General features: G+C 71.1%; 10 protein-coding genes. All 10 read right to left on the reverse strand.

Features of this window, described 5'->3' with window-relative positions; all coding sequences use genetic code 11:
* Positions 1-9: 9 nt before the first annotated feature.
* Entirely contained in the window at positions 10-1,224 is a 1,215-nt protein-coding gene (locus tag RIU97_RS10375; RefSeq protein ID WP_404955468.1) for a beta-ketoacyl synthase N-terminal-like domain-containing protein, read from the reverse strand.
* 43 nt (positions 1,225-1,267) lie between these two features.
* Complete coding sequence (locus tag RIU97_RS10380) at positions 1,268-2,485, reverse strand: beta-ketoacyl-[acyl-carrier-protein] synthase family protein (RefSeq protein WP_404955470.1); 1,218 nt, start codon at positions 2,483-2,485, stop codon at positions 1,268-1,270.
* Complete coding sequence (locus RIU97_RS10385; RefSeq protein ID WP_404955472.1) at positions 2,475-2,717, reverse strand: acyl carrier protein; 243 nt, start codon at positions 2,715-2,717, stop codon at positions 2,475-2,477. Before RIU97_RS10385 ends, RIU97_RS10380 begins: the two co-directional genes overlap by 11 nt.
* A gap of 7 nt (positions 2,718-2,724) precedes the next feature.
* A complete protein-coding gene (locus RIU97_RS10390; protein ID WP_404955474.1) occupies positions 2,725-3,777 on the reverse strand; it encodes a UbiA family prenyltransferase in 1,053 nt (350 codons plus the stop codon).
* A gap of 1 nt (position 3,778) precedes the next feature.
* Positions 3,779-4,030, reverse strand: a complete 252-nt coding sequence (locus RIU97_RS10395; RefSeq protein ID WP_404955476.1) for a hypothetical protein — start codon at positions 4,028-4,030, stop codon at positions 3,779-3,781.
* A gap of 109 nt (positions 4,031-4,139) precedes the next feature.
* Positions 4,140-4,895, reverse strand: a complete 756-nt coding sequence (locus RIU97_RS10400; RefSeq protein WP_404955478.1) for a thioesterase II family protein — start codon at positions 4,893-4,895, stop codon at positions 4,140-4,142.
* A gap of 42 nt (positions 4,896-4,937) precedes the next feature.
* Positions 4,938-6,521: a phosphoglycerate dehydrogenase gene (gene serA / locus RIU97_RS10405; protein ID WP_404955480.1), complete on the reverse strand. Its 1,584-nt coding sequence runs from the start codon at positions 6,519-6,521 to the stop codon at positions 4,938-4,940.
* Positions 6,522-6,588: 67 nt separating this feature from the next.
* Positions 6,589-7,644, reverse strand: a complete 1,056-nt coding sequence (gene sbnB, locus RIU97_RS10410) for a 2,3-diaminopropionate biosynthesis protein SbnB (protein ID WP_404955482.1) — start codon at positions 7,642-7,644, stop codon at positions 6,589-6,591.
* 144 nt (positions 7,645-7,788) lie between these two features.
* Positions 7,789-11,232 (reverse strand): non-ribosomal peptide synthetase, encoded by a 3,444-nt coding sequence (locus RIU97_RS10415; RefSeq protein ID WP_404955484.1) that lies wholly within the window; start codon positions 11,230-11,232, stop codon positions 7,789-7,791.
* A 487-nt stretch (positions 11,233-11,719) separates the two neighbouring features.
* A complete protein-coding gene (locus RIU97_RS10420; RefSeq protein ID WP_404955485.1) occupies positions 11,720-13,801 on the reverse strand; it encodes an ABC1 kinase family protein in 2,082 nt (693 codons plus the stop codon).
* Positions 13,802-13,953 lie beyond the last annotated feature (152 nt).

The raw sequence follows: 13,953 nt of genomic DNA on the forward strand, positions 1-13,953 counted from the left end.
TGTCTCCTCTCATGCTGCCACTGCCTGCTCCGTCGCCACGCCGCCCACCAGAACGGCCGTGGCCTTGCCTCCCCGGTCCACGCTCAGACACAGGGCCAGCGGCCCGGTCGGCGCCACCGCCTGCGGTCGCGGCCCTGCGGCCGGGGGCACGACTCCGCGCGCGAGCGCCTCGACCGCAACGGCGACGGCGATGACACCGTCGGCGCCGCCGGCGCGCCCCGTCGTGGCAGTGGCATTGCACACCGGCAGTTCCCGCCCGAAGACGGCCTCCAGCGAGGCGCGTTCGGCATGCGAGGCCGGCCCTTCGTCACAGCCCGTGGTGACGGCCAGCCCCACCTCGGCGGCTTCCCGGCCCGCCTCGCCCAGCGCCGCGCGCATCGCCTCCTCGGCGGCGTCGGCCAGCTCACCTGCCAGCTGCGGCGCGGTGAGTCCGGCAGCGGGGGCTGCGGCGGCCTGGCCGGTGCCCAGGATCCGGGCCAGTACCCGCCCGCCGTCCGTCTCGTCCTGAAGGACGAGTACGGCCGCGGCCTCTCCCTTGGGGACGAGTCGGGGCCCTGGTTCGCCGGAGACTCCCGCGTCCGCGACGGAGAGGGTGTCCATACCGGCGGCGATGACGGTGTCGCAGACGCCGGCGCCCACCTGCTGGACGCCGGTGACCACCGCATCCAGGCCGGCGGTCGCGCCGGAGGACAGGGTCAGGTTCGGGCCGCTGGCACCCAGGTGGATGGACAGCTGGGCGGCTGGGGCGTTGTGGCCGGACTGCGGGCCCCACACGGGGTTGACCGGTCCCACGGCCTCGCCACCGGAAGCATTGTGGATCGCGATGTATTCGTTGCGGCCCGCGTACAGCGTGCCCAGGACCACACCCGTGCGGTCGGCGTCGGCCTCCGCGGCGAGCGCGGCTCCGGTGGTGTGCATGGCGTACGCCAGCAGTCGGCTGTCGCGGCCGAAGGAACGGTACGTCCGCGCCCCGAGTACGTCGGTGAGGTCGAGCGGCACCTGTACGTGGGCTGCGAACACCTCGCGGCCGGACCTCTGGTCCTGCCTGTCCGGCGGTCCCGGCACCGTGTTGGCGACGAGCGGGATTTCCCTGCTGGTGAAGGGCCGGTGGTCGCTCAGCATGTCGTCGAAGAGTGCCGCTACCGATGTTCCGGAGGCCGTCACCGCGCCCACTGCGGTAACGGCCACGCCGGTGGCCGGCGGTGACAGGTTCGGGGTACGCACATCATTCCTTGGAGTGTGAGAGGGGGCACAGCCTGGAAGGGATTCAGCCGCGGTACCGGCTGAAGACGACGGTCGAGGTGTTTCCGCCGAAACCGAAGGCGTTGCTCAGCGCGACGCGCACGGGCATGTCCCGGGCCGCGCCGGTGACGATGTCCAGGTCCGCGCAGCTTTCGTCGGCCTCCCGCAGCGTGGGGTTGCCCGGTACGAGGCCGCGCTGGATGGCCATGACACAGGCGATCGCTTCCAGCAGACTGGCTCCGCCCTGGGAATGGCCGAGCATCCCCTTGATGGAGGAGACCGCGGGCCGGCCGCCGTGCCGGCCGAAGTACTCCGCGAGGCAGGCCGCCTCCAGGGAGTCGTTGGCCGGGGTGCCCGTCCCGTGGGCGCTGACATAATCCACGTCCTGCGGGGCGATCCCGGCCTGTTCGAGGCTGTCCCGCATGCAGCGGAGCATGCCCCGGCCCTGGGGGTGGGGGGCGGTCATGTGGTGGGCGTCGGCTGCCACCGCGTACCCCCGCAGTTCCGCGAGGACGGTGGCGCCGCGGGCCACCGCGTGCTCCAGCAACTCCAGGATCACGACGGCCCCCGCCTCTGAGGGCATCATTCCGCGGCGGTCCCGGTCGAAGGGGCGCACCTGGTCGGGGGCGAGCGCGCGCAGCGCGGTGAAGAGCTGGAAGACCGCCTGCGACAGCTCGTCCACGCCGACGGCGACCATGGCGTCGGCCTGGCCCCGTCGGATGTGGTCAGCCGCCATCGCGATGGCGGTGTTGCCGGCGGCGCACCCTGCTGCGACCACGTGCCGGGGGCCCCGCAGTCCGAACTCGCGTGCGGGGGAATCGGCCAGCAGTTGGGGCGTGTCCCAGGAGCGGTCCGCCTCGATCCCCCGCCCCTGCCGGCGTAGCTCCTCCAGGTGCGGGCGGGTCCCCATCACCGTTCCCACCACTATGCCCACCCGCCGGGGGTCGACGTGGGGCAGGAGCTTGGCCACGCCCAACGCCTTGGCGGCCGAGTGGCTGACGTAGCGGACGGAGCGGGGGGTGCTGCGCCCGTCGGGCGCCTCCGCAGCCGTCAGGCCGATGTCGCCGACCTCGGCGGCCCGGTGGGTGGGGTAGCCCTCGGTGGGGAACCGGGTGATGGGGCCGGTCGCCACCTTTCCGGTGGTGAGGTTCTCCCAGAAGGTTTCGACTTCGGTGCCCAGGGGGGAGGCCAAGCCCATGCCGGTCACCACGACACGGGGCCGGCCCCGCTGGTCACGAAACATTCAGCGCCACCTGGCGGGTGAGGTCATCGACCGTGTCGCTGGTCGCGGCCTGCTCGTTGGTCAGCCGGCAGCTGAACCGGCTCTCGACATACGCGATGACTTCGAGCTTCTGCAGCGAATCGCCACCGAGGTCGTCGTAGAAGTGGGCGCTCTGGGGGACGTGCTCCTCCGGCAGGCTCAGGACGCCCGCGATGATCTCCCGCACCCCGGATCTGATGTCTGACTCGTTCATGCTGTTCCTACTTTCCAGCGGTTTTGACGGACAGGGCTCCCCAGCGCACGAGTTGGGCGAAGCTCAGTCCCCCGGACCAGTGCAGGAACTTCGAAGCCAGGAGCCAGATGCCGATGCTCACTGCGAACGCGACGACCATGGCCGGTTCGGGGACGGCCACCAGGAGGCCGAGCGCCAGGAAGTAGAACGTGTAGTTGTGCATCACTTCGCGGGCGGTCTCACGGTCCGCCGGTACCTCGGCCCGGGAAGCCGCGGAGACCACGAGCGCGGAGAGTACGACGAGGGGGAAGAGCGCCAGCGAGATCACCGGCAGCTTGCCCAAGGCGGCGAAGAGCGCCACCAGCAGGAAGGGGGCGCCGATCAGCATGTAGACGGCGGCACCCCGGCGAAGCCTGACCATGCCCAGCCACAGGCTGTTGTAGTTCAGTTCCCGGTCCCCCTCGACGTCCGTGATGTCCTTGATTCCGGACAGACCCAGACTGAACACCGCGAGGACCACGGCGATCGGCACGACGGGGGAGAGCAGCGTGTCGTTGTTTCCGTGGATGGCCCACCCGGTGAGCAGCGGTGTGGCCATGGGCGCGGTGAGCGAGAGCAGGGACAGCACCCGGTGGCGCTTGAAGGCCGGCCCTATGGAGTAGCCGATGGCTATACCGGTGTTGAGCAGGAGGAGGACCGTCAGAGAGACGCTGGGGTGCTCCCACACCAGAGCTGCGGCGATGAGGAAGAACAGCACCCAGGCGCCCACGCAGACCCTCGTCAGACGTGCCCATCCGAACTCCTCGCACAGGGCCGTGCGTTCGGGCCGGTTGATCACGTCGACCTCGCGGTCGGCCAACCGGTTCACGGCCTCGGCGGCTATGCCGTAGGAGAGCCACATCGGCACGCCCAGCAGGGCCCATTTCAGGTCGAGCCGGCCGTTGGCCGACAGCCCCGCCACGAATCCCACCCAGTAGTAGGTGGCGAACCGGATGCTGCAGCTGCGCAGCAGGAGCAGTACCGCCCGTCCGATGGAGGGCGTCTGCGCGTCGCTCGGCCGAGCGGTCGTGTACGCGCCCATCTCAATCAGCCCGCTTCGCGGCCACCAGGGGGAGCCGGGCCGGGGCGAAGGCCTGGAAGACCGGGCCCGGGAACGGCGGCGGCTCGTCGCCGGCCTCGCCCATCACCTGCTCGAAGAACTCGGAGCCGGCGCATTCGTCGCGCGGAACGCGACGGGCAGGATATGGATCCGCCTGGAGAGCCGGAGCAGCCGGATTGAATGCACGTTCACCACCCCCAGCCCCGGATACGGGCTCACTCTCGATTTCAGTCATTCGACAAACCTCTCTAGCGGCATCCCGCCGAACACCGACGCCATTCCGGCCGGCACGGCGGGTCGGACAAACAGGCGGGCGAAGGCCTCCCGTCGCGCGGACGCACTCGTCAGCCGACGGTGACCAGTTGCTCCGAGACCTCGCGCACCAGCGCGTCGTGCTGTTCGACCAGGTAGAAGTGGCCTCCGGGCAGCACCCGCAGCCGGAATCCGAGGGGCGCGACATCTCCCCAGGCCTCCATCTCCTGCGCCGAGGTGGACGGATCCTCATCGCCGATCCAGGCGTGGACGGGGCAGCCGACCGGGGTGGCGCTGCGCGGTCCGTAGGTGCCCACGATGGTGAAGTCCGCCCGGACCGCGGGCAGCACGAGCTCCTGGATGTCGGGGTCGTCCAGGAGAGCGGTGTCGGTCCCGCCGAGCCTGCGCAGTTCGGCGATCAGCGCCGCGTCCCCCTGCTGGTGGAGATTGCGCGGGGTCAGCCGGTGCGGGGCCTTGCGGCTGGACACGTGGAGCGCGGCGGGCCGGACGGCGTGCCGCTCCTCCAGTCGCAGCGCCACCTCGTAGGCCAGCGAAGCCCCCATGCTGTGGCCGAAGAGCGTCACGGGGACGTCCGCGAACGGCAGCAGCGCCGCGGTGACCTGGTCGGCTAGCACGTCCATGCTGTCGATGCACGGATCGGCAAACCGCTCGTGCCGGCCCGGGTACCTCGCCACCAGGACTTCCGTGTCGTCGCCGAAAGAGCGACCCCAGGGGTGGAAGAAGCTGGCGGAGCCGCCCGCGTGCGGCAGGACCACCAGTCGCCGCCGCGGCGTCGCCGTCGCGCAGTACCTGCGGAACCACGTGTTGTTGTCCATACCGCTCGTCATGCTCTCGCGCACCTCGTCATCGGGTCTGTCGGTTGTCCGTGGTCACGCAGACTGCTCAAAAGACCAGCCGCGGGTCGCATCGATCCTGGTGGCCACGTCGTCCAGGACCTCCTGTGCGACAGGCCGGCCCACGCTCAGCGCGAGGAGGACCTCGTTCCCCGCCGGGGAGCCGTGGGCGATCTGCAACCCGGTGAGGGGAATGCCGTCCAGGGCATCGGTGACCGCACCGAACAGCCCCTGGCGGTCGGAAGTACGGAAGAAGACGACGTTCCCGGTGAGGGGCAGGTCCACCGCGAATCCGCACACCTCCACCAGCCTGCGGCCGGAGTTCAACCCGGTGAGCGTGCCCGCGACGGAGACCTCCTCGCCGGAGGGCAGCACCCCAGACAGCGTGACGAGGCTGCGGTGCACCGGGCTGTCGGGCCCGCTGACCAGTTCGGTGCCCACGCCGCGCTCCTGGGCGATCAGCGGAGCGTTGACGTAGGAGACTCCTTCGGCCACACCGCCGAGTGCGCCCCTGACCGCGGCCAGCTCCAGCGCCGCGGTGTCGTGGGCGGCGATCTCTCCGTCGGCCCTCACCCGCAGCTGCCGTGGCAGGCTGCCGGCGGTCGCGGTGAACAGCCGCCCCAGCTGCTCGGTCAGGGCCAGCCACGGATCCAGCTCGCCGTCGACCGCACCCATCCGTACGTTGACCGCTTCAGGGACGAACCGCCCCGACAGTGCCTGCCGCACGGATGCGGCGACGACCGCTCCGGCGCGCTCCTGCGCCTCGGCGGTCCCGGCGCCCAGGTGCGGGGTGACGACCACGTTGTCCAGCGCGAAGAGCGGGGAGTCGGTGCAGGGTTCGGTGGCGAAGACGTCGACGGCCGCGCCCGCGACACGGCCCTCCTTGAGCGCGGCGTACAGCTCGGCCTCGTCCACGATGCCGCCCCTGGCCGCGTTGACGATGCGGACGCCGGGCTTGACCTTGTGGAGTGCGTCGAATCCGATCAGGCCCGTCGTCTCGCTCGTTCTGGGCAGGTGGACGGTCAGGAAGTCGGCTTCGGCAAGGAGTTCGTCGAGGCCGGTGGTGCGTACGCCGCTCTGGGCGGCGTATTCCGGCTGAACGTACGGGTCGTAGGCGAGCAGCCGCATGCCGAAGGCCTCCATGCGGCGCGCCACCAGCGACCCGATGCGTCCCAGGCCGATGATGCCCAGCGTCTTGCCGGACAGCTCCACCCCGGTGTACCGGCTGCGCTGCCACTGGCCTTCCTTGAGCGCCGCATCGGCCTGCGGGATGTTCCGCGCCACCGCGAGCAGGAGGCCGACGGTGAGTTCGGCGGCGCTGACGATGTTGGACGTGGGGGCGTTGACCACCATGACGCCCGCCCGGGTGGCGGCGGCCACGTCCACGTTGTCGAGGCCCACGCCCGCCCGGCCGATCACCTTGAGCCGGGTTGCCACCGCGATCGCCTCCGCGTCCATCCGAGTGGCACTGCGTACGAGGACGGCGTCCGCTTCGGGCAGCGCCGCGAGCAGCGCCTCCCGGCCAGCGCCCGCGCAGTGCCGGACCTCGATGTCCGGTCCCAGCGCGGTGACGGTGGCCGGAGAGAGTTCTTCGGCGATCAGTACGACTGACTTGTCCATGACGCGACTCCTGTCTCGCGGGTGCGGGGCTTGGGGCGACTGCGGCGGTGACGGCGACCGCGTCGGCCTAAGAACGCGCCGCTGAGCCGTTGTTGCCGTAGCGGTCGAGCTCGTGGAAGAAGCCCTCGATGACGCCCAGCCGGCCCGTGTCCCGCAGCTGGTCGTGCACGTGCCGGCCGAGCGCGATGTCCAGCACTCCGAGGCCGAAGGGCGAGAAGACCACGGGGCGGTCGGCGGGCAGCTCGACCCTGCCTTCCAGGACGTCGAAGAGGGTCCCGTCGATGAAGTCGCGGTTCCCGGTCAGCTGTTCCACGAGGTGCGGGGAGGTGTCCGCCTTGAGGCAGTGCTCGATGTCGTCCACGATGTTCGCCGAGGCCAGCAGGATCTCCGGGGACAGGTCCCGCAGCGACACGTTCAGGACGAGCGGGTTGTGAGCGAACCAGGCCGGGTCGTGGACGTGCGGGCTGCCGGCGACGGTGGCGAAGACCACCAGGTCGCTCTCCCGGATCAGCTCCTCCGCGGATCCGTGCACCACGACGGGCGCGGTGCCGGGGCGGCTTCCGAGGTAGTCGGCGAAGGCCTCGGCGTGCTGCTCCGACAGGTCGTGGACGCCGAGTTCGTCGAAGGTCCAGCCGGTGGCCTCGAGGTAGTGGTGGATGTACCGGGCGATGAGCCCGGTGCCGATGAAGCCGATCCTGCGGGGGCGCTCGCCCCGGCTGAGCCGGTCGGCGGCGAGCGCCGCCGACGCCGCGGTCCTGGAGGCGCTGATGATGGAGCTTTCCAGACAGGCGAAGGGGTAGCCGGTGGCATGGTCGTTGAGGATCAGCACCGCCGATGCACGCGGGATGCCCGCCGCGACGTTGTCCGGGAAGCTGGAGATCCACTTCAGGCCGTCGGTCGGCCGGTCGCCGCCCACGGCGGCGGGCAGCGCGATGATGCGGGAGCTGGGCAGGTCGGGAAAGCGCAGGAAGTACGAGGGCGGGTTGACCGAGTCGCCCCGGCCGTGCAGCCGGTAGACGTCCTCGACCAGGCCCACGACCTGCTTCTCACTGCCGGTGAGCACGTCGGCGACCTGGGCACCGCTGATGACGGCGAAGGGCGGTACGACAGGCTGGGGGGACATGAGGGACTCCATCTGCTGGGTGGTGGGTGGTGGACCGCGCCGGGCGCGGGGGCGCCGACGGCCGGGGGAACCGGCCGTCGGCGGGGCGTGCGCGTACGGAGACGGGTGCCTCGGCACGCCCTCCGGAGGGCGTGCCGACAGCCGTCAGCGGGCGTCGGGGCCCGGGAGATGCGGGACCGGGTCGCCGAGGACGACCGCGATCTCGCGGTCGCCTTCGTAGGGCTCCCGGCTGTGGGCCATCCGGAGGTTGTCGACGATCAGCAGGTCACCATCGCGCCAGGGCTCGCGGAGCGTGTGCTTCTCGTACACGCCGTTGATGGTGAGCACCGTGTCCTCGTCGAGGGACGCGCCCTCGCCGTAGAGGCTGTTGAAGGGCAGCCCGTCCTCTCCGAACTCGAAGGTCAGGTACTCCCTGACCACCGGGTCCAGGGTCCACTCGTTGAGGAAGGCGATCTGGTTGAACCAGCCGCGGCGTCCCGTGACCGGGTGGCGCAGCACGGCGGCGGCCCGCTGCCGCGTACGCAGGCCGCCGTCGCCCTGCCAGGTGTACGCGATGCCCCGGGCGTCGCAGTACTCCTCGACGGCCGCGCGGTCCGTGGTGCCGAAGGAGTCGGCCAGGGTGACCCCGATGCCCTCCGTGTAGTTGCGGACGAGCGACCAGCCTTCCTTCTCGAAGCGGTCGACGAGTTCGGCGGGGAGCGCCTCCAGCACCTGGTGCGAGTCGGCGACCGCGGTCACACCGCCGGAGGCGGGGGCCTTGAGAGCGGCGAACAGGAGCGTGCCGGGGACCTCACGGGCGTAACTCAGCTCGTGGTGCATGCACATCGGCTGGTCGGCGGGCCATTCGGACGACGAGTAGACGCCGTCCGCCAGGACGTGCCGCGGGGCGAAGCCTTCGCGTTCGGTGATGATCCGGTCCAGGTACGCCCGGCTGAACCGGGCGACGGTGTCCGCGTCGCGCAGGCCGAGTCCCCTGACCAGCACGGCCCCGTGCTCGGCCACGGTGGCGCGCAGCCGCGCCCGGTGCTCGGCGGCCCAGGCGGCCGGGTCGGCCGGGGCAGGACCGCCGAGTTCGAGCACGGCGGGGCGGTCGTCGATTCTGGTCACGTCGAACGGGGGGACCGCTGTCGCGTCCGTCGCGGAGGCGGCGGGGGTGCCGACGGGAGAGGGGGCCGGCGCAGTGGCCGGCGCCAGGAAACCGGCGAGCTCGTGGAGCGTGGGGTGATCGATCACATTGCGCAGGGTGAACGCCCGGTCCATCCGTACGACGAGCTGCACCGCCGAGAGCGAGGTGCCGCCCTGGTCGTAGAAGTTGTCGTTGCGTCCGACCTTGCCCGCGGGCAGCCGCAGTACGCCCTCCCAAGCCGCGGCCAGCCGCCGCTCCGCGTCCGTACGGGGCGCCTCGTGGCCCTGGCCCGCCTCCTGCACGGCCAGTTCCGAGGCCAGGGCGGCGAGGGCCCGCTTGTCGGTCTTCCCGTTGGGGGTGAGCGGCAGGACGTCCAGGCGCTCCAGCCTGCCCGGCACCATGTACGCGGGCAGCGCCTGCGCGAGGCGTTCGCGCAGTACCCCGGCGGGTTCCTCGGAGCCGGTCTGGAAGCCGACCAGATGGCGGCCCTGGTCGGGGCTCTCCACGACCACGACGGCACCGTCGCGGACCCCGGGCAGCTTCAGCAGCTGGTTCTCGATCTCGCCGATCTCGATCCGGAAGCCCCGGATCTTGATCTGCGCGTCGCGGCGTCCGAGGTACTCGAGCGAACCTCCGGGCAGCCGGCGTCCGAAGTCGCCGGACCGGTAGAGCCTCTGGCCGGGGCGGTGCGGGTCCTCACAGAACGCCTGGGCCGTGCGCTCGGGATCGTTGACGTAGCCGCGGCCCACGCACACGCCAGAGAAGACGATCTCCCCCGGCGCGCCGAGGGGTACCGGCCGCAGCTCGTCGTCGACGACGTAGACGGTGACGTTGCCGACCGCGGGGCCCAGAGGAACCGAGTCCCACACCGGCACCGAGGTCATCACCTCGTGATTGGTGTCGTCGCAGGTCTCGGTGAGACCGTAGGCGTTCATCAGGGCGATGTCCGGGAACCGCGCGAACCAGCGCACGGTCAGTTCCTTCTTCAGCGCCTCGCCGGTGACCGATACGCAGCGCAGCGCGGGCAGTTCCCTGGGGCTGGTCTCCAGCCGTGCGAGCACGACCTCGAGGTAGGAGGGGACGGCCTGCAGTACGGCGACTCCGCCCCGCTCCACGGCGTCGAGGTACCGGTCCACGTCGAGGATCGCGTCCTGCTCGATGATCAGCGTGCGCCCGCCGACGACCAGGGCCGCGACGAGCTGCCACAGCGAGATGTCGAAGGACTGCGGGGCAGTCTGGGCCACCACCTGTCCCTCGCCGATCCTCTGGTCGTCGATCTTCGCGTAGAGGTGGTTGACGAAGCCCGCGTGCTCGCACATCGCACCCTTGGGCTCTCCGGTGGAGCCCGAGGTGAAGTACAGGTAGGCGAGCTGGTCCGCCGCGACGGGCACGCCGGGGTTGTCCTCGGAGCGCTCTTCGCCGTAGGCGTCTGCGAGGGTGAGGAGCTCCAGGTCCGGTGCGGCTGCCCGCTCCAGGTGCCCGGGGCCGCCGGGCTCGGTCAGGACGATCGCGCAGCCGCTGCGCTCCAGGGTCCGGGCCATCCGGTCGGCCGGAGCGTGCGGCTCGATGGGCAGGTAGGCCGCTCCGGCCTTGAAGATGCCGATGACCGCGGCCAGCCAGTCGAGGTTGCGCTCGGTGACCACCGCCACCACCGCCTCGGCTGCCAGGCCCCTGGCGAGCAGCGCGTGGGCGATGCGGTTGGCGCGGGCGTTGAGCTGCGCGTACGTCAGGCTCTCACCGGCATGCACCGCGGCGACCTCCGCCGGCCTGAGGACGGCCTGTGCCTCGAACAGCTCGTGGAACCGGCGGTCCGGTATCTGCCGCTCGGGACCGGCGAGCCCGTGGATCTGGTGCTGGAACTCGGCATCGGACAGCAGCACGCGGGCGCGGACCGGGGCGTCGGGCTCGGCCGCCATCTGCTCCAGTGCCGTCACGTAGTAGCCGGCGATACGGCCGGCTGCTTCGGCGTCCAGCACGTCGGTGCGGTAGCGCAGGAGTACGGCCGGGCCCTCGGGTCCGTACCGCAGGGTGGTTGTCAGTACGGTGCCCGTCGCGGGCTCCGCGGAGGCGCCGTCGATGTGCGCGAGGTCCAGCACGGTCTCGAAGGCACCGTCGGCGGGCCGGGCGGCCGCCCGCTCGGAGGCGGTCAGCAGCTCGCGCCAGGTCCCGTCGTGGAGGGCGAGGGCTCGGGGCTGCGGTCCGGCCTCCGGGGCGGCGGCCTTCGGAAGGTACCCGGACACGAGGGCGCGCTCGCCGCTGAGTGCGGACAGCACCGCGGTGTGGGCGGCGACGAGGGCCGCCTCCCACCCGGTCGCGGAACGCCGGGCCAGCAGTTTGATCCGCGCGGCCAGGCGTACGGGGATCCGCCGGGTCAGCGCGGCCTGTTCGGCCTCCCCCGCGGGAACAGCGCCCGGCGGGACCCACCGCGGAATCAGCCGCTGAGGTGTTCCAGTGATCGTCATCGCTCTCTCCTGTATGGCCGGTCGGCTGAGGTCGGGAGGGTGGGGGCGCGACGCCGAGGTCGTGCCACACGACCGGCCACCAGCTGGCCGAGCCCGAAGAAGACGCCGTCCGTGGTGCCGACGGATATCAGCCTCCGTCGACCGGCGAGTTCTTCGGGCCCGGCTGCCCGATATTGACGGCGAATTCCTTCTCCATTCGCCGTCTCCCAATCCGGGACCGACTTTAAGCACCGGGGAGTGGATTCGACAAGGGATCCCAGGGCGTAACCCGGTCCGCAATTCGAGGAATTGAATATGAAAAACGGAATGACGTGTTGCACGGCCCGGCACCACGGGCCGCCGGGCCCTCGGGCGGGCCGCCGCACGGCCTGAACACGGGTTTCCGGAAGGCCTGGTGGCAGCCGACTGCCACCAGCGGCCCGCGCCGCCCCCGTATCCCGGAAGCGGTGCCCGCAGGTGACCTCTTGCGGGCATAAGGAAATTCTCGCTACGGACTGCGGCGCATCGCCGTGTAGAGCGCCCGCAGCATGAGGATGGCGCTCACCGCCAGCAGGTGGTAGCCCATCAGCGGGTAGAGCTCCAGCTGTTCGGTGACGTGCGGTCCGCGTCGGGTGCCGAACACCACGAGCATCACCCCCATCAGGCCGGTACAGGCCGCCAGCAGGGTGACGGTCAGCTGGTGGAGGAGCCCAGTGACGAAGCGCCGCTCCCGCTCGTCCGCGAGGACGCGCACCCGTACTCCCAGGCGCCCCTCCTCCAGGGCGGAGCTGATGCGTTCGACCCGCCGGGGCAGCCGGCGCAGCATCGGCAGTACGGAGAGGAACTCGTGCGCCGCACTGTGCACGAAGGACGGGAAGCCGGGCAGCTCGAATCCGTCGCCCGCACCGTCCTCGTCCGGCCGTTTTGGCCTGCGGAACCTCAGTTCCTCGGTGACCATCTCGACGGCGAAGGCACGTGCCTCCTCCAGCAGGTTGAACCCGGGAGCGAGCTGGGCGAGGGTCCCCTCCACAGTGGCCAGGGCCCGGAAGACCGCGGCGATCTCCGGCGGCACCGCGAGCCCGAACCGGGACAGCATCCGGAAGAGGGCGGTGAAGGTCTCGGAGTCCGGCTGCGCGCCCGCCCCCAGATGCTGGGCCATGAACCGCCCGAGCTCCCGCTCCAGCACCAGCGGATCGGGCATCAGCTCCTCGATGGTCGTGGCCCGGGTGCCCAGCAGGGCGAGCAGCGCGTCGTGCAGCCTGGCCGGGTCTCCGCGTTCGATGGACACCAGCAGTTCCTGTATGGCGGTGCGCACGGGGGGCCCGATCCGGCCGACCGAGCCGAAGTCGATCAGGCCGATCCGGCCGTCTTCGAGCAGCAGCATGTTCCCCGGGTGGGGGTCGGCGTGGAAGACCCCTGACCGCAGGATCTGATGGAGCATGGTCGACAGAATGTTCTTGGCCAGTGCTTCCCGGTCCAGGTTCTTCTTCTGGGCGACGGCCGGGGCCCGGTCGAGCGTGACCCCTTCCAGCCACTCCTGTACCAGGACCCGGGCCGACGTGTACGCGCGGTGCACCTGCGGGATGCGCACCGTCGCATCGGCCTCGAACCCGCCGCAGGCCATGGCGACCGCGCCCGAGTTGCGGGCCTCGATGCGGAAGTCGAGTTCCTCGCGGAGGGATTGGGCGAAACCGTCGCCCAGCTCGCGCAGCCCCAGGGACTGCGCGGACCGGGCCCGGGCCTCGAGCCCGCGGGTGATGGCGAGCACGATGTCGAGGTCGCGCTCCACCATCTCCCGTACGCCGGGGCGCTGCACCTTGACGACGACGGTCGGACCGCCGTGCAGGCGCGCGCGGTGTACCTGGGCTATGGATGCGGCGGCGAGCGGTATGTGTTCGAACCACTCGAAGACCTCCTCCACCGGCTTGCCCAGTTCCTGACGGAGCAATGCCTCCACCTCGGGCCATGGCGCCGGGGGCACGCTGCTCTGCAGACGGCTGAGTTCGTCGACGAAATGGGGCGGCAGAAGGTCGCGGCGCGTGGAGAGGACCTGGCCGAGCTTGACGAGCACCCCACCGCACTCCTCGAGCGCGGCCCGCAGCGACCTGGCGGACTGCTCGCCGAACTCTCCTGGGCTCATCGCGCGCTCGAGGCGGGTGCGGCTGCGCAGCAGCCGGCCCAGACCGTTGCGCATGAGGATCCGGCTGATCTGCGAGTAGCGGCGGGCACGTCTGAATCGTGCGCCCGCCCCGCGCAGCAACTGCAGGGGAAGCGCCCAGCTGCCGTGCGGAAGGAAGACGTCGGCGAGCACGATCGTGATCATCGCGGCGAAGAGGGACAGCGCGATCTGGACCGCGGTGAGCACCCCGCGGCTCCCCTCCTCCGGCACCATCTGACCGAAGACGGACAGCGTTCCCAGCGCCACCATGCCCGCGAAGAGGGCACGCAGCGGACCGATCGCGATCCCCAGCAGCTTTCTGGATGCCGACCGGACACCGAGGAAGAGGCCCCCGAGGGTGACTGCGGTCGTCAGCACAATGACGACCGTCAGAGCGGGACCATCGATTCCGACGGCGGCCAGTACGGTCATGAAGAGACTCCCTCGGTATGTCGCGGGCCACCCTAGGCCGGGTGGGGGCGCGTTCCGACGGACGTGTCAGCTACATGCAGGGCCGGGCCCGTGCAGGGGTGGGCAGGACCCGGGGTTCGGCAGGAGGGGGGCACCCTCCTGTGCCCGGGCAC

The organism is Streptomyces sp. 147326, from assembly GCF_045000215.1.
GTDB lineage: Bacteria > Actinomycetota > Actinomycetes > Streptomycetales > Streptomycetaceae > Streptomyces.